This is a genomic window from Aeromonas sp. FDAARGOS 1417 (genome assembly GCF_019046985.1).
Taxonomy (GTDB): domain Bacteria; phylum Pseudomonadota; class Gammaproteobacteria; order Enterobacterales; family Aeromonadaceae; genus Aeromonas; species Aeromonas veronii.
In genome coordinates, this window is sequence record NZ_CP077221.1 from 1,604,694 (window position 1) to 1,628,343 (window position 23,650).

Annotated in this window: 27 protein-coding genes, 1 tRNA gene and 1 CRISPR repeat array; of the genes, 19 read left to right on the forward strand and 9 right to left on the reverse strand. The window is 57.0% G+C overall.

Going from position 1 to position 23,650, the window contains the following annotated elements:
• The first annotated feature begins 174 nt into the window (after positions 1 to 174).
• The 17 genes from I6L47_RS07040 to radC all read left to right on the forward strand — a co-directional run bounded on the left by I6L47_RS07040 (position 175) and on the right by radC (position 7,961).
• On the forward strand, positions 175 to 723 hold the full coding sequence (locus I6L47_RS07040) for a recombinase family protein (RefSeq protein ID WP_094696828.1): 549 nt from the start codon (positions 175 to 177) through the stop codon (positions 721 to 723).
• A 181-nt stretch (positions 724 to 904) separates the two neighbouring features.
• Positions 905 to 1,225 carry a hypothetical protein gene (locus tag I6L47_RS07045; RefSeq protein ID WP_069554321.1) on the forward strand — a complete coding sequence of 107 codons (321 nt, stop codon included), beginning with the start codon at positions 905 to 907 and terminating at the stop codon, positions 1,223 to 1,225.
• A 10-nt stretch (positions 1,226 to 1,235) separates the two neighbouring features.
• Positions 1,236 to 2,027 (forward strand): hypothetical protein, encoded by a 792-nt coding sequence (locus I6L47_RS07050; protein WP_216948969.1) that lies wholly within the window; start codon positions 1,236 to 1,238, stop codon positions 2,025 to 2,027.
• Positions 2,028 to 2,091: 64 nt separating this feature from the next.
• On the forward strand, positions 2,092 to 2,568 hold the full coding sequence (locus I6L47_RS07055) for a lecithin retinol acyltransferase family protein (RefSeq protein ID WP_216948970.1): 477 nt from the start codon (positions 2,092 to 2,094) through the stop codon (positions 2,566 to 2,568).
• Positions 2,569 to 2,594: 26 nt separating this feature from the next.
• Positions 2,595 to 3,020 carry a DUF2787 family protein gene (locus I6L47_RS07060; RefSeq protein WP_216948971.1) on the forward strand — a complete coding sequence of 142 codons (426 nt, stop codon included), beginning with the start codon at positions 2,595 to 2,597 and terminating at the stop codon, positions 3,018 to 3,020.
• Between the two features lie 9 nt (positions 3,021 to 3,029).
• Positions 3,030 to 3,332, forward strand: coding sequence for a hypothetical protein (locus tag I6L47_RS07065; protein ID WP_216948972.1), 303 nt, complete (start codon positions 3,030 to 3,032; stop codon positions 3,330 to 3,332).
• Between the two features lie 87 nt (positions 3,333 to 3,419).
• Positions 3,420 to 3,917, forward strand: a complete 498-nt coding sequence (locus I6L47_RS07070) for a JAB domain-containing protein (RefSeq protein ID WP_216948973.1) — start codon at positions 3,420 to 3,422, stop codon at positions 3,915 to 3,917.
• Positions 3,914 to 4,105 (forward strand): hypothetical protein, encoded by a 192-nt coding sequence (locus I6L47_RS07075; protein ID WP_216948974.1) that lies wholly within the window; start codon positions 3,914 to 3,916, stop codon positions 4,103 to 4,105. The genes I6L47_RS07070 and I6L47_RS07075 overlap by 4 nt, the downstream gene beginning before the upstream one ends.
• 157 nt (positions 4,106 to 4,262) lie before the next feature.
• A complete protein-coding gene (locus tag I6L47_RS22495) occupies positions 4,263 to 4,472 on the forward strand; it encodes a hypothetical protein (protein ID WP_254204833.1) in 210 nt (69 codons plus the stop codon).
• A gap of 163 nt (positions 4,473 to 4,635) precedes the next feature.
• Positions 4,636 to 5,142, forward strand: a complete 507-nt coding sequence (locus I6L47_RS07085) for a hypothetical protein (RefSeq protein WP_216948975.1) — start codon at positions 4,636 to 4,638, stop codon at positions 5,140 to 5,142.
• Complete coding sequence (locus I6L47_RS07090) at positions 5,142 to 5,357, forward strand: hypothetical protein (RefSeq protein WP_202001965.1); 216 nt, start codon at positions 5,142 to 5,144, stop codon at positions 5,355 to 5,357. The genes I6L47_RS07085 and I6L47_RS07090 overlap by 1 nt, the downstream gene beginning before the upstream one ends.
• Complete coding sequence (locus I6L47_RS07095; RefSeq protein WP_216948976.1) at positions 5,354 to 5,716, forward strand: hypothetical protein; 363 nt, start codon at positions 5,354 to 5,356, stop codon at positions 5,714 to 5,716. Before I6L47_RS07090 ends, I6L47_RS07095 begins: the two co-directional genes overlap by 4 nt.
• Positions 5,713 to 6,039, forward strand: a complete 327-nt coding sequence (locus I6L47_RS07100; protein WP_216948977.1) for a type IV toxin-antitoxin system YeeU family antitoxin — start codon at positions 5,713 to 5,715, stop codon at positions 6,037 to 6,039. Before I6L47_RS07095 ends, I6L47_RS07100 begins: the two co-directional genes overlap by 4 nt.
• A 28-nt stretch (positions 6,040 to 6,067) precedes the next feature.
• A complete protein-coding gene (locus I6L47_RS07105; protein ID WP_216948978.1) occupies positions 6,068 to 6,610 on the forward strand; it encodes a hypothetical protein in 543 nt (180 codons plus the stop codon).
• 1 nt (position 6,611) lies between these two features.
• On the forward strand, positions 6,612 to 6,968 hold the full coding sequence (locus tag I6L47_RS07110; protein ID WP_216948979.1) for a hypothetical protein: 357 nt from the start codon (positions 6,612 to 6,614) through the stop codon (positions 6,966 to 6,968).
• 102 nt (positions 6,969 to 7,070) lie between these two features.
• Positions 7,071 to 7,334: a hypothetical protein gene (locus I6L47_RS07115; protein WP_139740176.1), complete on the forward strand. Its 264-nt coding sequence runs from the start codon at positions 7,071 to 7,073 to the stop codon at positions 7,332 to 7,334.
• A gap of 123 nt (positions 7,335 to 7,457) precedes the next feature.
• Positions 7,458 to 7,961, forward strand: a complete 504-nt coding sequence (gene radC, locus I6L47_RS07120; protein WP_216948980.1) for a DNA repair protein RadC — start codon at positions 7,458 to 7,460, stop codon at positions 7,959 to 7,961.
• A 40-nt stretch (positions 7,962 to 8,001) separates the two neighbouring features.
• A CRISPR array of direct repeats spans positions 8,002 to 12,110; the repeat unit is 28 nt; unit sequence TTTCTAAGCAGCCTGTGCGGCTGCGAGG.
• 128 nt (positions 12,111 to 12,238) lie between these two features.
• On the opposite strand, the gene cas6f is transcribed toward radC, so the two are convergent.
• The 8 genes from cas6f to I6L47_RS07160 form a co-directional block, all read right to left on the reverse strand.
• A complete protein-coding gene (cas6f, locus tag I6L47_RS07125) occupies positions 12,239 to 12,790 on the reverse strand; it encodes a type I-F CRISPR-associated endoribonuclease Cas6/Csy4 (protein ID WP_139740174.1) in 552 nt (183 codons plus the stop codon).
• 9 nt (positions 12,791 to 12,799) lie between these two features.
• The gene (gene csy3 / locus I6L47_RS07130; protein ID WP_201912995.1) at positions 12,800 to 13,831 is read right to left on the reverse strand and encodes a type I-F CRISPR-associated protein Csy3; all 1,032 of its coding nucleotides are present in this window, start codon (positions 13,829 to 13,831) and stop codon (positions 12,800 to 12,802) included.
• Positions 13,832 to 13,845: 14 nt separating this feature from the next.
• Entirely contained in the window at positions 13,846 to 14,820 is a 975-nt protein-coding gene (csy2, locus tag I6L47_RS07135) for a type I-F CRISPR-associated protein Csy2 (protein ID WP_236289470.1), read from the reverse strand.
• Positions 14,817 to 16,010 carry a type I-F CRISPR-associated protein Csy1 gene (gene csy1, locus I6L47_RS07140; RefSeq protein WP_216948982.1) on the reverse strand — a complete coding sequence of 398 codons (1,194 nt, stop codon included), beginning with the start codon at positions 16,008 to 16,010 and terminating at the stop codon, positions 14,817 to 14,819. Before csy1 ends, csy2 begins: the two co-directional genes overlap by 4 nt.
• Positions 16,003 to 19,314, reverse strand: a complete 3,312-nt coding sequence (cas3f, locus tag I6L47_RS07145; protein WP_216948983.1) for a type I-F CRISPR-associated helicase Cas3f — start codon at positions 19,312 to 19,314, stop codon at positions 16,003 to 16,005. Before cas3f ends, csy1 begins: the two co-directional genes overlap by 8 nt.
• Positions 19,311 to 20,288, reverse strand: a complete 978-nt coding sequence (gene cas1f / locus I6L47_RS07150) for a type I-F CRISPR-associated endonuclease Cas1f (protein ID WP_216948984.1) — start codon at positions 20,286 to 20,288, stop codon at positions 19,311 to 19,313. Before cas1f ends, cas3f begins: the two co-directional genes overlap by 4 nt.
• 44 nt (positions 20,289 to 20,332) lie before the next feature.
• Positions 20,333 to 21,193 (reverse strand): YafY family protein, encoded by an 861-nt coding sequence (locus I6L47_RS07155; protein ID WP_254204835.1) that lies wholly within the window; start codon positions 21,191 to 21,193, stop codon positions 20,333 to 20,335.
• 226 nt (positions 21,194 to 21,419) lie between these two features.
• Positions 21,420 to 21,611, reverse strand: coding sequence for a DUF3283 family protein (locus I6L47_RS07160; RefSeq protein WP_216948986.1), 192 nt, complete (start codon positions 21,609 to 21,611; stop codon positions 21,420 to 21,422).
• 115 nt (positions 21,612 to 21,726) lie between these two features.
• Between I6L47_RS07160 and umuD the strand changes: the two genes are divergently transcribed.
• Together umuD and umuC are read left to right on the forward strand one after the other, a co-directional pair.
• Entirely contained in the window at positions 21,727 to 22,170 is a 444-nt protein-coding gene (umuD, locus tag I6L47_RS07165) for a translesion error-prone DNA polymerase V autoproteolytic subunit (protein ID WP_216948987.1), read from the forward strand.
• A complete protein-coding gene (gene umuC / locus I6L47_RS07170) occupies positions 22,151 to 23,410 on the forward strand; it encodes a translesion error-prone DNA polymerase V subunit UmuC (RefSeq protein WP_216948988.1) in 1,260 nt (419 codons plus the stop codon). The genes umuD and umuC overlap by 20 nt, the downstream gene beginning before the upstream one ends.
• Positions 23,411 to 23,521: 111 nt before the next feature.
• On the opposite strand, the gene I6L47_RS07175 is transcribed toward umuC, so the two are convergent.
• Positions 23,522 to 23,597 (reverse strand) — tRNA-Thr (locus tag I6L47_RS07175).
• Positions 23,598 to 23,650: the final 53 nt, after the last annotated feature.

Genomic DNA, 23,650 nt, shown 5'->3' on the forward strand with positions numbered 1-23,650 from the left:
TGTTACAACGTTCACAAAACAACTTGTCATTCATCCAAATCACTGGTTTTGGGTCAATAGGTCAGGCCCTTATGACTCACACGAAATCGGCACAATTTTCAGGTCAATAGGGTTTGTTTGGGGCTTTTGGCTGGTGACGTCAGTGTACCCTGCCCTATTGACCAGGAGGAGACCATGGCACTGGTGGGTTATGCACGCGTGAGTACCGTCGGGCAGAGCCTGGATACCCAGCTTCAGGCACTGGCTGAGTGCAGCACGATCTTTCAGGAGAAGGTCAGCGGGGCCAGGGACGACCGCCCCCAATTGGCCCAGCTACTGAACTTTGTGCGTGAGGGGGATGTGGTGTTAGTCACCAAGCTCGATCGCTTGGCTCGCAACACCCGTCACCTGTTGGAGATCTCGGAGTACCTGCAAAGCAAGCGGGTGGCACTGAGGATTTTGAATTTGGGGATCAACACCTCGACCCCTACCGGCAAGCTGATGCTGACCATGATCGGCGCTATCGCCACCTTCGAGCGAGAGCTGATGCTGGAGCGGCAAGCCGAGGGGATTGAGTTGGCCAAACAGCGGGGGGTCTACAAGGGACGCAAACCGACCGCCATGGCCAAAGGCAATGAGGTGCTGGCGTTGCTGGCGCGAGGGCTAACCAAAGCCGAGACCGCTAGGCAGGCGGGGATCAGCGTCTCCAGCGTACAGCGCATTCTCAAGGCAACTGAACAATAGACAAGGAGAGAACACCACGAAGACCAGCTCTATACCCCACATACTTGCCGAGCTTCACCTGATGCATTGATGGGGCTTTGCACTTCAGCCCGGCAACCGACTTCCCTTATTCCCCCTCTACACGACGGCTAGCGCGTTGGCACTGGCAGGGGGACCTTTTATGCACAATTGAGGAAATACCATGAAACGTTACTTTGTTATCGCTGGCCTGCTTTTTCTGGCCCTAACCATCAACATTGCCTGGACCGGCAAAGCTCCTTGGCTTGGATTCTGGGGGCTGACCGCCACCTTCGTGTTCGGCACGCTCTTCACTGGCGTTGGCATGTGTATCGGGGAGTGGTTTCGCCGCTTTACTCACCCGGACTGGATCTCGACCAGCGGTGCAGTCGAGACCTTCAAGGCCAAGATATTTTGGCTGATGGGGCCACAGGCCATTGGGGCGCTGATCGGCTTTTTCGCCTTTCAGGGCTTTATGAACAACATCCTCGGCTATGCCGTGTAAGGAGTGTGGGATGCATCAATGGATAATAGCCCTGCTGGGCTTACTGCTGACGCCCGCAGTACTGGCGTTTGGAGACCATGGCCGCTGGAACGATGGCTGGGGGCAGGGTGTGACGGAGTATTCGGCAACGGTTGATGACGAGACCTATCTCTATCTCTCATGCCGGATGGGCCAGCTTAGCCGCATCGAACTCAACCAAGCAGGCCAAGCACCTAATGAAACCATTTGGCTACGCATCGATGGCCATACCTACCCCCCGCTATCGAGCATGGTGGCAGGCAATGACAGTAAGGCGTTCTATGACATGTGGGCCGCGCTGCGTTCAGCCACGTCGCTGCAAGCCATCACCCAGGATGGCCGCACCGTTGAGCTACCAGTAGCCGGGGCACAAGAGACGCTAACTGCCGCTACGGACGCGGCCTTTGGTTGTGCCTTTCCTGCTCCGGAGCCCGAGCCAGCCGCTGCCCCCTTGAACTTTGAACTTCGAGTACAACAGGGCGTACTGCAGGTCGTGTCTCGTAATGACCCTGTCACGATTAATGACATCACCATCAACCGTGGCCAGTGTCAGTTGGACCGAGAAGTACCGAGCAATGATTGTGTCAGCGGTCGTGTGAAATGGAGTACTTGTCTCGATAGTAAAGGCAGGCTGAAGCCAGAGTACATCAAGCGGCAGATTTTCCCTGTTGCAATCAACTTTGGGCAGCAAGCTCGGTTCACTATTAAGTCAGCATCACAGTGCCGGGTACTGGAGGTGGTTATTCATACCGACCGGGGAGACGCTGGTTACACCTTCGAATGAGCCAGACTTCACTTCGTTATGCCCGCTCTCGTACCGGGCTTTTTATTTTCTAAAAGGAGCAGAGATGCAACCTGGTGACCATCTGGTCGTAAGCCGATGGAGCTATGACCATCACGGCCTCTACGCGGGCAATAACCAAGTCATCCACTATACCGGGCCTTTCTCGAGTGAAGGCCCGGTGACAGGGCGGATTATTGTTTCATCGTTGGAGATATTTTCAGGCAATAGCGACTGCTACCGGCGTGAATACAGCCACCGTTACTACAGTCCGAGCGAAAGCCTGGCGCGAGCACATCAACGGCTGGGAGAGCGGGCCTACAACCTGCAGTTCAACAACTGCGAGCACTTCGTGACCTGGTGTATCCAGGGGGGGCACCACAGTGAGCAGGTAGACCAGGCGTGGAGTACCGTCTTGCTAGCCATCACGCTCGCACAAACGCCCCTGCCGCCGATCCGCACCACCGTTCCTACGCTTCCTACACTGTTCACACCGCTGACGAACAAGCTTCCAACCTGGCTTCTGCCCTGGCGACGGCGCTAGCCCCAACCCTTTATTCGGAGTACACCATGACCATTCCCTTTTTCCGGGATGGCTTTGCCCTGCCCGTTGCACCGGCTCTACTGGAGCTGCTTAACCAGGAAATCACTAAAACCGACCTCAATCTGGAGCGCTTAACCCAACTGACCTTCAACTTTCGCAATCCCGGCTACACCCCCGAACAAGGGGGCGTGCACCCGGTCGAGCTCCGTCTGATACGTGGTCTTGATGGCTGGCTGTTCGATTACGTCACCGACTTCAGCTACCAGGGGCTGGGTCCGGATGCTGAGCTCTACAAGGAGCTCGACTTCAACTTCCTTGATGGTGAGCACTATCTGCAAGGCTGGGGACCGCTGCCGCCAACAGAAGCCCATGAACTCTTTCACATGTGGCAAGGCGCTTTCCTCACCTACGCGCAGTTGGGCTTTTTTACCGTCACCGTCAATGGTGATTGAGGGGGGCTGATGCTCAAACAACCGATAGCCGTTGAGCTGGAGGCCATCAATCGAGAGGGGGAGACACAGGTGATACGTGACCGTGGCCTACCCATGAACGGCTACAGCGTCTACCTGCGGGCCGTCGAAGCCAGCGGACTGGCCTTGGCCACCTGGGTAGCTGACTACGACACCATCGGCCCTGCCTATGAACTGGCAGAACGGCTGAGTTTGGCGCTGGCCATCCCGCTCACCGCGCAGGTCCCCGAACCACTAATGCCGGTTAAGCAGGAACCCACCACCAGGGAAGGCGTCACCACTACGGCCCACTGAACTACCCTCAAATTGAACCAACAACACCTCTGCATTTAGCCCCGGTATGCCTCGCGCTGCCGGGGTTTTCTTTTTCAGGAGACCACCATGCGTTACCACAAGCTCAAAGCCGGGGAATGCCCCGGCACTTATGTCGTCACCGAACCAGTGACCGAACAAGACCTGCTGCGTATTGCCAACCAAATTGCCCGCAAGCACTTGGCTAAAGGCACTGCCATCACCAGTACCATAGAGGCTGCTGAGCGGCTGCAAACCCTGCTGCAGGACCGAGAACACGAAGTGTTCGGGGCACTGTTCCTTGACTCCCAGCATCGCGTGCTGGCCTTTGAGGAGCTGTTTCGCGGCACCTTGGACTGCGCCAGTATCTACCCACGAGAGGTAGTCAAGCGGGCCATACTGCTTTGCAGTGCCTCGATTATCGCGGTCCATAATCACCCCAGCGGTGACCCTGAACCCAGCCACTCAGACCGGGTATTCACCCAAGCCCTCAAAGAGGCCTTGGCCCTGGTCGATGTGCGATTACTCGACCATCTGGTGGTCGGTGCCGAAGGCGTAGTCTCGATGGCCGAAAGAAGTCAGCTATGACTCTAACCCCAGGCAAAACCCACCTCACCGCCCTCGATATCCTCATCGAGCTGCGCTGTTGGCTGGCTGACAACGTCGAGATGCAGGCCGAGCCCGCCATCGTGGCTCACCTGCCTAACGGCTACCTGCTCACCCAGACTGACTGTGTCGAGGCTATTGACGCACTGTTCCACCAGCTACGCCATTAGTCGTGCCAAGAAAGAATAAACGCCATGCGATTACCCAATCCCTATTCCCTTGAGGAAACGCTCGAGAAGCTGCGCCATGGCCTGACAGCCGTCAGCAAAGAAGATGCGCTGACGTTGCTGGAGAAGGCCGTCACCAAGGCCCATGATGACGAGGCCTATGCCAAGCAGTTTGAAGAGACAGACCTTGCTGCAAGGCTCCACCATCGAGATCCGCGAGTGTCTCATTTGCTTTGGCAACTACTTCGAATGCTCCAGAGACACACCGCCCTATTACCCGCACCACGATGCCGTCAACAGCATTGATTGTGCGCTCTACGCCATCCTGTTTGAGGCGGCTCACCCCGACACACGCCAAGATCACCAATAACGAACCGTCGATCGCCCAATAACATGCCGATCACGTTTCCACCCGATCACCCGGATCATCAAACCAGGATCATCAGGTCCCACACCATGATCCGGATATCCCGACACAACCCACAAGGCCACCTCACCGAAGGTGGCCTTTTGCATTTTAAGGAACCATGCCCATGTCTGCCTTCATGATCGACCGCAAGGATTACCTGGCCTTCGCCGTACAGTTATACCGCTTTTGCAATGCTCCCATGCCACCCCATTACACCCTTGAGTTGCTGCGATCCCTCTGGTGGCTGCCGCCAGCAGACACGACCAGTACCTGGACGTGGCGGGTTGACCGATTGGTACGGCTGATGATGCTCGCCAATCGGCGGGCAGTCTGGCATCGCTATCAGCTGGGGCGTCAGAAAGAGCACAAGGAACCACACCAGCGTGGCTCGACCAAGCGGATCCCGTTTAAACCTGCCCATCGTTATCACCAGGCACCACTCACCGATAGCGAGCTGGTTGCCCTCTACAAATTCACCTGCTGCGCCCTGTACCAATCGAGTGAATGGAGTGGGAGCCCTGAGCAGGCTCCCCGGCTGGTGAAGGTAATACAGCAGTTGCAGCAAGCGCTGGCGCAAGACGTGCTGACCCGGTTGTCACTATGGGACCAAGCTCCTTGGGGAGAGATGTGATGAACCTTTCCATCACTCTGACAGTGACAAGCTCACCACCGAGCTCAACCGCCCAGATAGCCCAACGTATCGCCGATGACATGGCACACCTGCATCACCGTCTAGGGGATGGGGTCAGTGATGAACTGGGCATCAGCATCAGTTACCTGGTTGAACAGTTTGCGCTGCTGGCAGCGACTTACCGTTCACCTGCAGAAAGAGAGAAACACCCATGATCGAATTCAACGATAGCTTCACTCAGGTCGCTGTCGCTCAGGCCATGAGCGCACATGGCGATTTGCATCGGCTCATTGCCTATCAGCTCACCTTCCCGAAGTGGGCGCACGACTATGACGAGACCGGCAAGCGCACTGGCCCCGACAAGATCAAGCCCGTGCCAACGATGCACAAGACCACGCTGTTCGTGAGTCCACTGGACATGGTGGACAGCCTGCCCCGCGAGATTAACTTTGCGTGGTGGGAACGTGAGTGCAACGACCTCGGTTATCCCGTTGGGGAGTGGCGACGCACCATTGTGGGTGCCTACTTCAACCACGGCACCAACGACAACCCAAACTGGAGCAGCCACACATGAGCATCTTCGAGCACATGACATGGGGACTGGGCACCCCGAACCTGCCCAAGCTGGGGGCTCGAGCCATTCTGCAACGTGGTTATGTGGACTTCCTAGGCGACCGTGCCGGTATGTACGGCGAGCCAGACGAGGCGTGGCGGGCCGAGTGCGGCACGGTGCTGCCGCACTTTCTGCGTGAGTTAACCAAGATGGCCAAGGCATACCAGATATGCACCGACATGGACGAGGTGTTTCGCCTTGAACACAAGGGCTGGGTGTGTGAAGCCAGTCCGAGGCGCAGCTACGGCTACCTCTACCTCGACATCTACCACCCCGCTAACTAGCGGGGTGTTTGTTTCAAGGATAAATATCATGAACAAGTTCTATCACGTGGGCACACTGGCCCGCCGTGACGTCACCGCCCTGCTGCACACGCTGACGCACAATGCCGCCGCCAATGCCGAGGGGATCCTCAACTACGTGGGCAGCAAGCTGAACCCCTACGACCCGCGCAAAGAGAGAGCCAAGGCACGGCACACATTGCGCCGGGTCAAGAAGGCTCTGAAGGTAGGGCGTATCCCGTTCGAGCTCACTGTGACCGGTTGCCGCATCGACCGGGGGAGTCATCAGGCTGACCGTTACTACTACGACAGGACGCTGCTGGCTCAAGGTTGGCAGCAATACGATACCGAGGAAGACGCGTGGTATTTCGGCATCTGGATTCACACAGAGAAGTTGGAGACCTTTACCTACGCCGAGGGGGATACCAGCCATGTGATTGCGCCAAACGTTGAGGCGTTTCGCGCTGAATTGGCGCGGCTCTACCAGTACCATCCGCAAGCCCCGGCGTTTATCAGCATCGACCCGGAAGCGGGCGTTGTAACCTGCCACTTTGAAGCCAAACCGGAGGTGTGAGATGGCAAAAAACATCACCATCAAGGTGCCCGGCAAACATCCGCAAACCGGCGAGCTCACCACCTTCGCGCTCAAGGGCCAGCGCATGGATATCGACATCGGCGGGCAGACCGTGCCCTTCCTCATTCACGGGAGGGGGATAGGGACGTCGCTCACCCACATCCCGAGTGGCTACCGCATAGCCCTGCTCGGTGGCTGGCTCACTGCGCGTTACGCAATCCCTGAGAATAAGCCCAGCAGAGCAGCCTGCGCCCAGATGGCCATAGACCGGCTGGTGGTTCAATACGGCTCGCGGCACCTGCTGTACCGACTCAACTGCAAGCCGGTTATCAATGAGACTGCTGACTGCGCTCGTTGACGCCCCACTGTCTCGCTCATCCACAAACAGCATAAAGGGCCAGCCCTCTCAGGCTGGCCCTTGGCATCACAGGAATCACAGGAATCACAGGAATCACCGAACATGACCCGTCTTATCACCGGACTCGAGGTGCATCGCTATGCCCCCAAGCTCAACACACTGCATCTACGGAACCGGCAAACGTTACCCACTCTCGGCATCACCACTATCAAAAAGGCCAAAGCCCGCCTGTTTAGCCGCTGGCAGCCGGGGCATCAGGTGACCATCACGGTGAGTCACCCTGAGTACGTCAATCTCTCTCGGCTCTATCGGGGGCGACTGGTAAACCAGATAGAACTACCAGTGCACCTGACCAAACTACTCTAGCGCCGCTGATCACCTATTACCACATGCCTCTAACTAACTACGCCCAGAACACCACCAACTAAGCCAGCGTGTTCCCCTTCACTAAATACCTCTCCAACCCTGCCGCGCCAACGCGGTGAGGCGATGGCGTATGGAGCACAATCATGTTGGGAGATCCCCGGCACATACCTCGTCACTGAGCTGATTAACGAAGAGGACCTGTTGACTATCGCCAACCAGATTGCCCGTCAGAAACTGGCCAAGGGCGTCGCGATTACAGACAAACACTTGGCTCAGCAGGCACTACAAACCCTGTTGCAGAGCAGAGAGCATGAAGTATTTGCCATGCTGTTCTTGGACAACCAGCATCGGATCCTGGCATATGAGGAGCTATTTCGCGGCACGCTCAGCAGTGCCTCCGTCTACCCACGGGAAGTTGTTAAACGTGCGTTGGCGCTCAATGCTGCAGCTCTGATGCTGGTGCATAACCACCCGTCAGGTCACCCTGAACCCAGCCGAGCAGACATAGAAATAACCCAGCGACTGCAGAGTGCTTTGTCTCTGGTTGATATCCGAACCCTAGATCATTTGGTGGTTGCTAGTAATGGCGTTGTATCACTCAAACAACGAGGCTACATGAACTCTTGAAACAGAATTGGTTATTGATAGCGGCCGAGGCCACGGCCAAGTTTCGGACGGCCTGTGTGGCTGTGAAGGCAGCAGGGTTACACCAACTGCACTACCACCTTTTCTTAGCAGCCTGTGCGGCTGCGAAGTCACCGGCAAGCCGCCCCAGCGGCCCCCTGCCTTTCTAAGCAGCCTGTGCGGCTGCGAGACCAGCTGGCCGCGACCCGCCCGACCTTCGGCGTTTCTAAGCAGCCTGTCCGGCTGCGAAGTGCTGGCCCGGGGGAACGGTCGAGCAACTGCATTTCTTAGCAGCCTGTGCGGCTGCGAGGTAATGGCCTTATTTCACTTGCTCAATCTCAATTTTCTAAGCAGCCTGTGCGGCTTCGAGGACAAGCACAGGGACACAAAACACACACATAGTTGCTAAGCAGCCTGTCCGGCTGCGAAGTGCGAATAACCGAACCAGTGACCGGACATCTTTTTCTTAGCAGCCTGTCCGGCTGCGAAGGGCAACGTCTGGTTGTTGAACCGGCGTTGAATCTTTCTAAGCAGCCTGTGCGGCTGCGAGGTAGCACTGGATAGCGAGGGTCTTTCAGCTCCCTTTCTAAGCAGCCTGTGCGGCTGCGAGGCTCGCCATGCAGCACCGCAACCCGGCGATAGTTTTCTAAGCAGCCTGTGCGGCTGCGAGGGTGTGATGGTGCTGATACCAACCGGAACGCCATTTCTAAGCAGCCTGTGCGGCTGCGAGGGAGCTGCCAATCCCTGAGCTGACCCGCCATCATTTCTAAGCAGCCTGTGCGGCTGCGAGGGAGCGCCTGCGCCGTCTCGATATGCTCTCGATTTTCTAAGCAGCCTGTGCGGCTGCGAGGGTCTTTTGCTGGCGCACCCACCTTGGCGATGCTTTCTAAGCAGCCTGTGCGGCTGCGAGGTGCAGCTCGACCTTTTCAGAGCCAGCATTGCTTTTCTAAGCAGCCTGTGCGGCTGCGAGGCGAGTATTTCGTGCCGCGCTCCGAACTGCTGTTTTCTAAGCAGCCTGTGCGGCTGCGAGGCCTTACTGGTTAGACCAGCACATTTTATCCGGTTTCTAAGCAGCCTGTGCGGCTGCGAGGGACGTGGTGCACCATACGCATCGGCAGGATCTTTTCTAAGCAGCCTGTGCGGCTGCGAGGGAATACCTGACTGATACCGGTTATTACCTGGTTTTCTAAGCAGCCTGTGCGGCTGCGAGGTGGCGCAGCGCAGCAGAAGAGAATGGCATGACTTTCTAAGCAGCCTGTGCGGCTGCGAGGGATCGCCAGCCCATTCAAATCATCGGCACCATTTTCTAAGCAGCCTGTGCGGCTGCGAGGGTCAACGGTCATTTGCTCGATGCATGGATCGATTTCTAAGCAGCCTGTGCGGCTGCGAGGGACTCCCCCGAGATTGCCGCCATTCGTTCGGCTTTCTAAGCAGCCTGTGCGGCTGCGAGGAATAACTGGCCGCGAACTCCCAGCTCGGGCTCTTTCTAAGCAGCCTGTGCGGCTGCGAGGATTGATGCCCTGTTCGGCCAAGGATCGCTGATTTTCTAAGCAGCCTGTGCGGCTGCGAGGGAAGAGGAAGTGGATATCAGCGATGCCGCGCTTTTCTAAGCAGCCTGTGCGGCTGCGAGGCTGATCCTATCCAAGCGCGGTGAGTCACGCTCTTTCTAAGCAGCCTGTGCGGCTGCGAGGCACTGGCTGTCAATGTCTGGCCGGAATCCTGTTTTCTAAGCAGCCTGTGCGGCTGCGAGGACCTGAGCCAGTGCATTTTGAAGGGGTTCAGATTTCTAAGCAGCCTGTGCGGCTGCGAGGTTAGATAAGATATAACACTTTTGCGATGGCTATTTCTAAGCAGCCTGTGCGGCTGCGAGGTTTGTGCCACGTTCCCGGGCCGCTATGGGATTTTTCTAAGCAGCCTGTGCGGCTGCGAGGATTGCCCGCGTTGCTTTCTGAGTAATCCGTCCTTTCTAAGCAGCCTGTGCGGCTGCGAGGGGAACGTGCGAGCCGCACGGCAGCTGGACAGATTTCTAAGCAGCCTGTGCGGCTGCGAGGAGGATGGGCAGGAAGGGCAGCCCAAGGGCGTTTTTCTAAGCAGCCTGTGCGGCTGCGAGGACCGAGTTTGCCTTGCCAGCGCGGGTAGTCTTTTTCTAAGCAGCCTGTGCGGCTGCGAGGCTGAAATATACCGCGCCAGCCCGCTGCCACCTTTTCTAAGCAGCCTGTGCGGCTGCGAGGCGGCGCCAGTGCGTAGACAGGTGCCGATTACCTTTCTAAGCAGCCTGTGCGGCTGCGAGGGTGGAAGGATTTGATCCCCCCTACCCCCTCAGTTTCTAAGCGGCCTGTGCGGCTGCGAGGATTACTGGTGTGCGGTGTGGGCGGCCTTTCATTTTCTAAGCAGCCTGTGCGGCTGCGAGGAGGACGGCCACCCGCTGCACTTCAATGTGTCTTTTCTAAGCAGCCTGTGCGGCTGCGAGGGACACGTCCAAACCGCAGTTCTTTTTGCAATATTTCTAAGCAGCCTGTGCGGCTGCGAGGATGGTCATGTTGAGGTCCTGATTAAGCCCGGTTTTCTAAGCAGCCTGTGCGGCTGCGAGGAACTTGCTGAGTACGGACGGCGACACCCAGCATTTCTAAGCAGCCTGTGCGGCTGCGAGGGAGCGTGAGCTTGAACAGAGCGGTGCCAAGGTTTTCTAAGCAGCCTGTGCGGCTGCGAGGCTCGCTCTTGGTCAGGTGTGGGCTTAGCCACATTTCTAAGCAGCCTGTGCGGCTGCGAGGATCTCGATTGCCGCCAGCCCTTGCGCCGTCTGTTTCTAAGCAGCCTGTGCGGCTGCGAGGGGGGGCGGCATGGAAAACCTCTTTGCCCTTCTTTTCTAAGCAGCCTGTGCGGCTGCGAGGTTGACCACTTTCCCAGCAATGGTGACGGTAACTTTCTAAGCAGCCTGTGCGGCTGCGAGGAAACTGCGTTTCGGGTGCGGCCAACGAACCTTTTTCTAAGCAGCCTGTGCGGCTGCGAGGGCTTGGAGACCCTTATTTTAAGGATGGCCAGTTTTCTAAGCAGCCTGTGCGGCTGCGAGGGTATGGGCTCTATCCGGGTAGGCGATCACGAATTTCTAAGCAGCCTGTGCGGCTGCGAGGGTAAGCGGCGGCCAGGTCGGGCAGCTCCAGCGTTTCTAAGCAGCCTGTGCGGCTGCGAGGATCAGCGCCCACTATTCCGGATCCCGTGTCCTTTTCTAAGCAGCCTGTGCGGCTGCGAGGCTTCCACTCCATCGCCCCCAGGACGGCCAGCATTTCTAAGCAGCCTGTGCGGCTGCGAGGATCGTCGGCCAGCGGCTCTGGGTGTTCGTCCTTTTCTAAGCAGCCTGTGCGGCTGCGAGGTCGATCTCCTGGTTGGCTGCCTTCAGGCTTGCTTTCTAAGCAGCCTGTGCGGCTGCGAGGGATCTTTTCAGATAGAGCTAGAACCGCCTGGCTTTCTAAGCAGCCTGTGCGGCTGCGAGGGTGCTGGTGCGCTTCTGTCGCATATGCCCGAGTTTCTAAGCAGCCTGTGCGGCTGCGAGGCGTGAGGATCACTGTTGTGGCGATGGTTATCATTTCTAAGCAGCCTGTGCGGCTGCGAGGCACCGCCGACGGCAGATCACGCAGCGCGGCGCTTTCTAAGCAGCCTGTGCGGCTGCGAGGCTGACCGAAGAGGCGATGGGCGATTGGGTGGATTTCTAAGCAGCCTGTGCGGCTGCGAGGGCGCAGGGATTGCACTGGCGTTACTCCTTACTTTTCTAAGCAGCCTGTGCGGCTGCGAGGTCTTGTTCCCTCGACCGCCGGGCGGGTTCGTTTTTCTAAGCAGCCTGTGCGGCTGCGAGGCGGAGGGCCTCATACTCTTCGTATTCCATGTATTTCTAAGCAGCCTGTGCGGCTGCGAGGGGTTGCTACTCGCGCTCATGACATTGCTTTGCTTTCTAAGCAGCCTGTGCGGCTGCGAGGTCGGCCCCCGTCTTGCTGTTGAAGTTGAGCATTTTCTAAGCAGCCTGTGCGGCTGCGAGGGACTAGGTGACTATGAAAGAAGAAACCCTGCACTTTCTAAGCAGCCTGTGCGGCTGCGAGGTCCCCGAACCACTCGAAGTGGAGGCGGTCTTTTTTCTAAGCAGCCTGTGCGGCTGCGAGGTGTTGCACGTTAGTGCTATCTGATTGATTGTTAAAGAACTCGGTTAGCTTTATACACAAAACCCTATTCGAGCAAGGGCGTAGAACACACCTGGAATCAATGTGTTAGCTACACCCTTGAAAATAGGGTCAGAACCAGGGAATGGTAACCGTGGCACTTAATCCATATGCGTTAAATTCACCAACCACCGGCATATCGAGCAAGGGACCGTGCTCGATATAGAGCCGCATCCTGCTACCAGTAGAAAGACTGTGCATCTCGGCATAAGGAAGTGTCATTACTTTCTGCTGAGTATCAGGGATGCGTATCAGCGCCTCCTCTTCGGTCAACCAACCCTTTGCCACAGAACGACGGCGCTTGTTACGAGCACTCTTGGCATTGACCCTTCTTACAACCCTAAAACAGGCTCCCTCCGGCACCGTGGCAAGCTCTCCGATATGGATGTAATCACGCATCCCTTGCAACCAGTTCACCTCAGTGAGGTTAAGCAAGTCGGCCAAGGAGCCGTGCAAGCGCAGACAGTCTCCTAGCGTGCGTTTATAGCCGGGGAAGCTGACCCCTACCCTACCCTGAGTCAGGGAGGGGAGCACCCGATGCAGTTTGGCATAGAGGGCATTAAGCAACTCCACCTGGCCAAATTCAGGGTCGGGCAGGACACGAATATCAAGGTAGTGATCCATAGGAGCTCCTTAGTCTGCCTCGCCGAAGACGCCGCCGCGTACCAAGGTCGCTATCACATAGTGCTGTTGTTCCACTGATGGAACATTGTCTTTCAGCATCCAGCCATCGAGCTGGTTATAAAAGTCGAGCTTCTCCTTGGGTTGGCGATAGGCTGTGCCACGGCTGGTAACCGAACCATACGGCTCAACTGCGATCGGTCCAAGTTCCTCTGAACCTGGGTACCAGGTATCGATGGTGCGTAGGGCGTTGCCAATTTTCTGGGAGTGCATCGCGGCAATGCCATCCACCTGGTAGAGGTACTTACTCTTTTTCCCCTCTTTGCCACCACTCTGGTCGAGCACCAATTCTTGAGAAGGGAACACTTCCTGACCGGCCCCGAGACGAACAAATGCCTCGACACTTAACAGCGCGAAGTCGTTGCCAAGCAGCCCTTGTCGGATTACTTCAGCCAGTTCAGCCAGCGCACCTTCTGGTTTGGTAAAGGTACGCAAGTTGAAGTTCAGGGCATCAAAGACCCAGCTCTGCTTAGCCGAGCCTTGCTCAAGCTGGCTGATGCGCACCTCCACGGCTTCAGCCCCAACCCGGTTGCGCCACAGGAAGCGGCCATTAGCCAAGTTCTCGGCATAACGGGCCGCCAGCTCATGGAACTGGTGTTCACGTACATAGCCATCGATCTTCTCTACCAGTACCGACTGATAAGCCTGATCGTTGCAGGCAGAAGGCTGGGCCAGGTTACCCAACACGCGCAGGGTAAAACTAACCCGCAGGGTATCGGCATCGAAGGGCAGCGTCGCCACATCGACCCGCTGCAGATTGGGTTTCTGGATCTCGTTATCGAGCTTGGCCGAGTCTTCGGCAGTCGCTTTCTTCAAGCGATTGGAGATGGTGCCACGCACGGCTTTTTCTTGCAGTGATACCGGAAGCCAGGCAGTCGGGTTATCCCGCTCTTGCCAATTACCGGCGAAAAGTCGGGCATCGGAGTTAGCGAGCTTGCGCTCGAAGGCCAGAACAGAGGCGGTTTTGATTGTTGCTTTTGCCATGATGAAGTTCCTTATCAGAAGAGGTCATTTGCCATAAACGATTCTGCGTCGTTCTCGTCCCACTCCGACTCCGGGGCTTGATAACGATTCTCACAGAGGTAATAGGGGTCCTGATGGCGATAGCGCCATAACAGGGTATCGAGACCTTGGATGCGATGTGGGCTGACCCACTGACCCAAGGTGTAGATGGACTCCACAAACCGAAAAGGGGTCTCCTTATCGCGGCTGCTGGGAACAGAACCCGGTTCATGGAGGGAGGAGATGCCTTGGTAACCCACGACCAGTGGTACCAGATAACCGGAAGCCGGTTTGGCCAGTTGTTGCCAGCTCACCACACCGGCTTCATCATGCTGCGCCTGGTGGCGCAGGGTGACAAAATCGAGCAGGCTGTCGAGCAACTCCCCGCCAGTCTCGGTGCTGGACCGCTGTTGATGGTGAAGGGTTAACAGGTCATGACGGCAGACCAGGGCAAAGCCCGGTAGCAAACCCATACACAAGCGGCGTAGCTCGCGCTCCTCATAACGCTCGCGCCACTGCACCAGCTCAAGGCTAGTGATAATTCCCCCGGCCAAGCGCAGGGTCGGCACAGTGCGTTCAAACCAAGTTTGAAGCTCTCGGACTCGTTGATCCAGCGCTCCCGTTTTAGGTAGCTGGTCGGCGTCAAAATCACACTCAATCAACAGGCTGATGTCGAGGTGCACACGCCCCTCTTCATTAAAGGGAGCCGTCTTCCCCTCTTTGGTCAAAGGGTTGCGCGTCAGAGCAAAGACCTGCTCACGGCGGTTGCCAAGCGGCTGACTCTGTAACCCGGTGTGATGAGCGATGACTGCGCAGCCCCCCAGTGTCAGTCCGAAGGCTTGTTCAAGGCGGCGTGACAAAGCGTGAGTGAAGCCCAGAAAATGACTGATGGCCGGAAAGCCATAGGTCAGCCCGCTGATAGCATTGGCATTTTCCACCTTGAGGTGGCGAAGTAGCAGGGTCGATTTCATGCCCATTCCTCCAGATCCTGTTGCAACATACGCAGTTGACGCGCCAGCTGACGACGCCAGACATGCAGCTCAGCATCTCCGAGATGAGACAGCCGCTTTTGCAGCCGCCGATTGAGTCGGCGACCAAACTCCAGAGCTATCTGATTGGCCTCGTTATCGGAGAGTGTCTGGTCGTCGATGGGATCGAGCCAGCGGCAAAACGCCTCGCTCATCGGCTCAGTCATCACCCTGCTCCAGCCCGCAGGCAAGGTACGCAGCTCGGCGCCGTAGTGGAGTAGCGCCCCTATCAAGTCATGCACCAGCCCAGCTCGGCGTTGTTTGATGGCGGCGTTGTTATCAACCAGCGCCACCGATTTGAGAAAACGGCTCAGCTCGCCGAGAGTGGCCGCAACCCGATACTCGTAGCGTATCCAGAAATGCTCTTGGCTCTCGGGCGCCGTAAGCCGGTCTTGCCACGCAGGTGGTTGGGAACTCAATAGATAGACGCGGCCATAGCGTTTACTGTTCAGCAGAGAGACATTTTGGGGTTTGGTGCCGCCAAAGTGCTGCTCCGCCAGATGGGGAAAGTCCACGATGGTCAGTTCGGAAAACTCGTTTTTACGGCGAGCCTCGCGCGCCGCCTTCGCCTCATCCCCGAAGCGAGACTGATCGATGCGTTGATACAAGGCATGACACAGCGAGCTGGCAAAAAGGGGGCTCAGCAGGTGGTATCCCCCATCCACGGGAAAATAGGTCTGCTTAGCCAGGGTGTGAGTGGTCACAGCACCACCTGCCAAGGCCTGAGAGAGGCCATCGCACCATGATTCCAGCTGTGCCTTATTGTTGCTGAAGGTTGCAAGTGCAGAGGCATCGCCATCCTGCATCAGATCCACCAGCCGTTTGCCGTCCGCTTCGAGCAGCAACAGATTGGCCACATCGAGGGCTGCCGCGTTGCCGATCACATCGATAACCGGCGCAGTCAGACTGGCAGTCGAGAGATACTCTTCCCCCGTCATCCCTTCGACTCTAGCCCCAATCCCCCGCGCATCCCCATGGGTAAACTTGGGGGCATGGGTAACCAATGTTATCTGCTTGGCCCGCTTGGCGGCATCGTCGAGCCAGTCCGCTTTGCTGGGCCACTTGTCCGGCTTGGCCTCCTGCCTTGCCGAGATATAGTCATCGATGGCTGATGACATACTTGTTTCACTCATAACGTCCCTCTTTACTTATCTTTAATTCCCGATAAACCCCGAATTGCGGGTCATATCGCCAAGGTCTGGCACTCTGCTCGTTGAGTGGCAGCCGGATCTCGGTAAAGGTGCGTGATAGCCTGGCGGCATCCCACTCCATCTCCTCCCCTAAGGCGGCCAGCAGAGGCTCTGGCTCGTTATCCAACCAGGGGGCGACCCGTTCGGCGGGCGTAAAGGTCTGGCGCTCGAAACAGCTAGCCTCCACCAGCTCAGGCTCACCACGCTCTTCGAGCCGGTGAAAGCGCAGGGGCTCATCCTCATCGGCCTGATAGAGTACAAAGCTCTCGTCGGGGCGCGACGCCCGAAAGCGAGTTTGCCGTTGCATCTCACCAGCCCAGTCCAGTGGATGTTGATGTTGCCACCAAGAGACTGCGGAGGGAGGCTGATGTCCCTTAGCAAACAAGGAGGTGGCAAGATGTGCGTGTTCCAGTTCCACCAGATTTGAGTAGGGCCCTCGACCTGGACTCGGCGGCATCTGGATCGCGGGTGCAGCCCCTATCACCTTGTACTGCTCTTCTCGCAAACTCTGCGCCATATCGTGATTAGCGAGCTGAAACTCCGTCGACTCAAACCCCGGCTGACAATAGGCCGGAGTCCTCCCACGCAACGCCTTGACATTGCGATTGAGGATCAAAAGGTTTGGAGCAGCTGGCCCCCGCTTGCGGTGACGCTGAATGCGACCGGCCAACTGGATAAGAGATCGCATCGAACTCGGCTCGGCAATGGCCCAGTCATAGTCGTGATCACGCCCCACTTCGGCGACCGGCGAGGCAAAAACGACAAACAGATGGTGCTTCTCGGGCTGCGCCAGCGCCTGCGAGACCTCAGGCCGTTGCCAAAATGCATCGCTGTCATAGCGGGTTAGCAGGGCATCGAGACGCTTCTCCATCTCGGAGCGCACCAACAGCGGGTGGTGACTGTGGTAGATGCAAAAGTGGATGTGGGTGTCGGGCGGCGGGGCCTGGCTTAGTACCTGCCGGGCGATAGCGACCAGCGGATCGATATTAGCCATACGTACCAGGCCAACCGAACAACACTTGCCTGAGACGTGGCGCTCATGATGCTCACTGTGTAGCTGGAGCATACCCTCACGAACTGCGCTCGCCATGGCTTGCACCACCTCATCGCTACTTTTTCCACTTGCACTCACAGACCATATTGCTCCCCGGCGCAGGGCGGATTGCTCGGCCAGCTTGGTCAGTCGAGCGGCCACAAACTCTTGGTGATTAACCTTGAAAGCACTCTGTTCAGCCAGATCCTGCTGGGCGACCCCGAATTCATCGAACCAGGCACAGCAGATAGGGGGCATAGGCCCTGGCTGGCCACAGGCTTTGTGGTAATGGGCTCTCCCCGCCTGATAGGCAGCAAATAAGGCATTCAACAAGGCGGGCTGCAAGGTAGCCGATGAGAGCAGCACCCGACTACCCAGCATCCCCGCCCAATTGACCAGACGACAGAGGGCAGGCAGATCGGACAGCCCGAAGTCATCAGGTTCATCAAGTACCAGATCCGAGGTGAGCAGACGCAGCATGGGGGCAATCTGCTTGCCGCCACGAGTTCCTTCGGTCGCCGGGATCAGGTGATCGATGGTGCTCACCAGTACAGGAGCGCTGACCAATTGATGCAAGGCAGGAGATTGTTTGAGCCAGCGACGTAGTGGGCCGTCATCGAGAGCTCCGTCGTAACGCACATGCATATTGGTATCAAGCAGAGACTCTGCCGATTCGGAGCCACTCTTAGGCTCGGAAAGTGCCTTTCGGGTTCGAAGCTCATGGAGCTGCTGCACTGCCGCAGAACCTATCAGCACGGCCAGATCATCAGAATCGAGCGACAATCGAGCTCTCAAGGCATCGCCGGTTTGCAACGTCAGGGTGCGAAGGCCCAATGCGACGCTAAAGCGGCAACCTAGCTTTTCATCGGCAAGCCCGTACATGATGCGGGCATTGGCAAAGGTTTTTCCGCAGCCGGTTGAAGCCATATTGACCCCAAAGAACCCCTGTTGCCGGGAGCGGTGAACCAACATTCTGGCCAAATCAAATGCCTTGTCCTGCCAGCGAAATGCACTCTGTTGGCTGCGCTGTTTAAAGCCTTTGTGACGAGTGATTGCGGGTAGATAAGGCCGCAGTTTCGGCAGACTCTTGGCGAGCAGATATGCGTTATGGCCCACGCCGATATTGTGCTCATCAAGCGACTGCTTGAGCCTGCCCGTGACGCGATCGGTATTGGCATAGGCCCGATAATCCCTGTCTTGCCACTTCTCGGTTACATCACCTGAGGAGTAGGCATGGTCTGCCAACATCAGGCACAGACGAGCCAAATGAGCAGTGAAACGATCGGATAGCCAATCCCGCTCTTGCCAGAGTGAATGACACTGTAGCGCTCGCTGCGCCAGACTGTTGGCTTTGCTGCACCAAGTTTGACTGGCAAGAGGAGTACCATGAGGGAAGACCCAAACACGTTGCCATGCATCCTTATCCCATTCTGGATCGCGGCATTGGGGGGAGTTCCAGCTGGCATCAAAGCGCCCTGAATCTACCGTTAACCGTTCCAGAGGAGGCGCGCCGACGGCTTGCTCATGTTTGGCGTCAAACTGCGGCAAACGATGGTGCGAGACGATAAGCCAGCCGATGATGCGAGCGATCGGCGGCAAGGCTTCGAACGGGTTTACTCTGGTTGGATGTGCCTTGCTTTCGGTCAGCTTACCAAGACCTGCCAATGCCTGCTTTTCATCATTTGTGTTCAAGTTAGAGAGCGCGGTTAGCCACTGCAGGTCGCCCCGACTATCGACGAAAGCTTCAAAGATGCGCAGCGAGACCCACTCATGGCGCAGTGGCTCGCTCAGCTCACGGCGCTTGCCCGTGAGCTTGTCCTGAAAGAGCCGGTTGGCTTTGCCCAGATCGTGAAAAAGGCCAGCGATCGCCGCCAATAACGCCATGGCTTCACCAGAGTGCCAGAGATTCTCATCCTGGCTGCGCAGGATATTGCGCCCGGTACTGTTGGTCGGTACTGAACCCTGCTCATTGAAGCGGTGGACATTGCCAACGATCCAGCAAAGCTCCGGCCCCGCGCTTTTGAGCCAGTGGCAGGATACGGCGGTGTTACGACGGGCAGTTTTACGTAGCAGTTTGCGTAAAGTGTCGAGGCCATTTTGGGTGATCGTCGTCGCCCAGGTTCTCTCACCTTTACGTTCGGCAAACTGATCCAGAATGCGCCTTGTTTCATCCAAGGCTCGTTTACTGCACTGGGAGACCAACAGCACGTTCATCGCCCCACCTCACTCAGGTCGGCGGCTACCGACTGCAAAGTCTCAATCATCAGATCCAATGCACCGTGCTGATTAAAGCGGCCGATGATCCGCTGGCGAAATTCTTGCTCTTCTTCCCCGGCCATGGCAGCGATAAAAGCCTGGGGCAAGATGAGCGCATCCTTGATCAGATCAGCCACATCAAACACCAACCCACCGCGACGGGTTTTACCATGAAGTACAGAGAGACCATGGGGCAGGCCGATAACCCAACAAGCGGTTGCGGCAAGGCCATAGGCGAGATAGTTACCGTGATCGAGAAAACGGTTGGCCATGTCGATGCCACTGCCATGCTTGGCACGGGTAAACTCGCCATAACACACAGCATTGCCCGCCAACTTGTAGAGCATCTTGGTCAAGCTGGCCTCTTGAGCCAGCACATCGGTAGTACTCTGACAGTGAGCAAGCTGGGCCTCGAAACGTAGCAAGGCACTGTCGAGAGCAGCCTCATCGAGCACGAATGCCCGCTCACGTTTCATGGCCGCCCCCAGCCATACATTGCGAATCTGGGCGATACGCACTTTTTGAAAGGCGATGGCCACTTTTAGCCTTGCATCATCACAAAACCAGAAGCTAACCCACTGCTGCAGATATTCGGTTGGCCTGTACTCGCTCTGGGAGGTGAGCCAACTCACGCTCACCTCAACTTCATTGGCAGCAAAAAGAGGTGTGCCACCACCGCCACAAAAACCAACCAAGACGCCCGCCTTCGCCAGTTCCCGCATGGCAGCCTGAGTAATAGATGTGCCTGTTCCCAGCAGGATGCAGGTAGTATTGGCAATCGGAATATTCCAATAGAGTGACTCTTTTCCTTCATCGGTCACATACTCAACACGACCACCATTGACCAAGACCCGGCAATACTCCAGGTAGTAAAGGTTGGCCCGTTTGGAATGCAAAATGGTCTTCAGATCAGATGGGTGTAGCTCTGCCATATCCGAAAGCTTCCTCTTGATAAGCTCTGGCTATTCTTAATCGCTCACTGGCTCACCGGCTGAGCCAGTGGTGCCACTGGCTCATGTTTTTTTAATCCGGCCTCCATGGCCGCTATCACACTCTGACGCAGTTCAAGTGGTGCAAGCACCTCAACCTCGCCACTAAAGCGCATCAGGTCGCGTACCAGTTCGCGTTGATCGGCATAGGGGAAAGTGAGACGAATATGGCCGCTTGGCTCTATGGTCTGGAGCTGCTCCCAGTGCCACTGCACATCTCTGACCCAAGGGGTAGCTGATGGGTCAAAGCGCAGCTCGGCCTGCTGCAAATCAGCCCCGGCGAAGATGCCATAGCCATTTGCAAAGAGTGCATCCAGCTCTGGTGTCCCACATTCACAGGCGGCTTCATCCAGCGCTTTGGGTTCGACAATTCGACTCAAGGCAAAGAGGCGCAAGGCCTCTCGTCCATGACACCAGGCAAGCAGATACCAGTTGTCCCGATACCAGCAGAGACGCTGTGGCGATACTTGACGCTCTTCGGACTGATGTTGTGTGGGATGATAGAGAAAGTGGAGTTGACGCCTGGAAAACAGCGCTTGTACCAGAGGTAGGAATAGCTCTGGGGGCACGTATTGGCGCCCGATGCTTTCCACACGCAGGCGGTCAGCTTCATTCTGCCACTGGGGACCCAGCAAATCTCCGATACGTGCCTGCAACTGAGCCACCCCCTGCTGCTGCAGACCCGGTTGCACATCTTGCAGCAGGCGATTGGCCATCAAGAGCGCAAAGGCTTCCGATTCGGTAAGCCAGACGCCTGGCAAGGTAAATCGACCATCATCGGTATCGTAGCGATAACCACGAGCGGTCGGATCCCAGATTATTGGCGCCTGATAACGGTCTCGCAGCAATTCCAGCAGCCGTTTGAAAGTGCTGGCTGAGCACTCAAGTCGTTCGAGTATGACGGAGCGTGGAACAGGGTAACGGAAGTCCAATAGTAACTGGTGTAAGGCAAGGGCTCGGTTAAGTTGTTCCATTCTTCTGTTAAGTTATTGGTTAATAACGACTAGACTACCACTTAAGGAATGGAAAAACCCTATCGAGTCTCACATATACGCGACCTTTAAAGACCGAGCGTTATCTTAGTTTCCTGTATTTCGCTACTTGTTCGAGGAAGTAGCTGCTCAGTTCACCTTGATGTTGGTTCGCTTCGCTTTCTGCGCTGGCCAAGTGACCGTTGCGCTCCTTCCATACCGCATATGCGGCGGCCTTCTCGACCTCGACCCGTTCTTGCTGCTCTTTCGGTAGGGCACACAGATTGTGACTCATACTGACCTCTTTGTTATTTGTTGGCGCCATGGTACGCCATCACTGGCATGCGGGACTTGCGCTGGTTCAAAGGTGGTGCGCTATAATAGCTGTATATAAATACAGGCATTTTACCATGAAGCTGTTAACCCCAGACCCATCACCCGCCGAGGTGACCATCCCGCTGTTCTTGCACCGCGCCTCTTGCGGCTTTCCCAGCCCAGCCAGCGACTATCTGGAAGGGAAGTTGGACCTCAACACCCACTGCGTGGCGCACCCTGCAGCAACCTTCTATCTGCGTGCCGAGGGGGAGAGCATGACCGGGGTCGGCATCTTTCCCGGTGACTTGCTGGTGGTCGATAAGAGCCTCACCCCGCGCCATGGTGATGTGGTGATTGCACTACTCGATGGCGGCTTCACGGTAAAGACCTTGCAGCTCAAGCCGAGGTTGCGGCTGTTGCCAGCCAATCCGGCGTTCGTGCCTATCGACCCTTGTATGAGCCTCTCCCTGGAGTTGTTCGGAGTGGTCACCCATGTGATTGGCAATCTGAGGCAGCGTGATGGCTATAGCGCTCGTTGATGTAAACAACTTCTACGCCAGCTGTGAGCGGCTGTTTCGCCCTGAGCTGCGTGGCCGCCCGATCGTGGTGCTCTCCAACAACGATGGATGCGTGGTGTCGCGCAGCCCCGAGGCCAAGGCGATGGGTATCAAGATGGCCGGGCCCTACTTCAAGATCCGCGAGCAGTTCGAGGCGCATGGCGGTGTGGCGTTCAGCTCCAACTACGCACTCTATGGAGATATGTCTGGCAGGGTGATGAGCACGTTGGAGACCATGGCCCCTGAGCTTGAGGTCTACTCCATCGATGAAGCATTCCTGTCACTGTCGGAGTCGTTTGCCGGGGACCTGACAGCCTATGGACAACAGATCCGGCAGCGAGTGTGGCAGTGGACCGGCCTCACGGTAGGGGTCGGGATTGGCCCCACCAAGACCCTCGCCAAGCTGGCCAACTATGCAGCCAAGAAGTGGCCTGCCACGGGCGGCGTCGTGGACTTGCGTGACGAGCTGCGCCGTGCCCGGCTGATGGCTATCACCCCGGTGGACGAGGTGTGGGGCATAGGACGGCGCTTGGGAGCCAAGTTGGTGGCACAAGGCATCAACACCGTGGCTGACCTGGTGGCTAGCGACGCCAAAGGGTTACGCGCCCAATACGGCGTGGTGGTCGAGCGGATCGTACAGGAACTGCGTGGCCTGCCTTGCGCAGAGCTGACCGTTGAACCGGCGGCGAAGCTGCAGATCCTCTCGAGCCGTTCCTTTGGTGAGCGCGTGACTGACTGTGGGGAAATGGCCCAAGCGTTGTCAGGCTTTATGGCTCGCGCAGCCGAGAAGTTGCGGGCCGAGGGGATGTGTTGCCAGCGGGTGCACCTGTTCGTGCGGACCAGCCCCTTTGACGAACGTGCGCCTTACTACAGTGAGCAGGCTGGCGTTCGGCTGGTCTGCCCTAGCGATGATACCCGGTTGCTGCTGCAGCAAGTGAACGTGCTGCTACCGCAGATTTGGCGCGACGGTTACCGTTATCAGAAGGGGGGCGTCATGCTGAGTGAGTTCACCCCCAAGGGGCAACAACAGGCAGATCTCTTTGCCCCGTCCTTCGCTCAATCAGATGCGCTGATGGCAGTGATGGACCAGATCAAAGCCAAGGGATTGGGGCGCGTAGGCTTTGCCAGCCAAGGCACGGGGTCGCCTGAGTGGATGATGCGACAAGAGCACCTGAGCCCCTGCTACACCACCCGCTGGGAGGACCTGCCGGTGGCCAGGTAAGTGGATACAGTAATATGCCTACCGTTTGCTAGATGTGGTACCCCACGTGGTACCCCAAGCCAAAAAGCACAAATGGCTAGCTTCACCGAGAAGCTAACCATTTGTTTTATATGGTGCCGATAAGGGGAATCGAACTCCTGACCTTCGCATTACGAATGCGCTGCTCTACCAACTGAGCTATACCGGCTTGTTACTCTCCACATTCATAAAAAATGATCGGCAAGTCAATTGAGCCAGCTC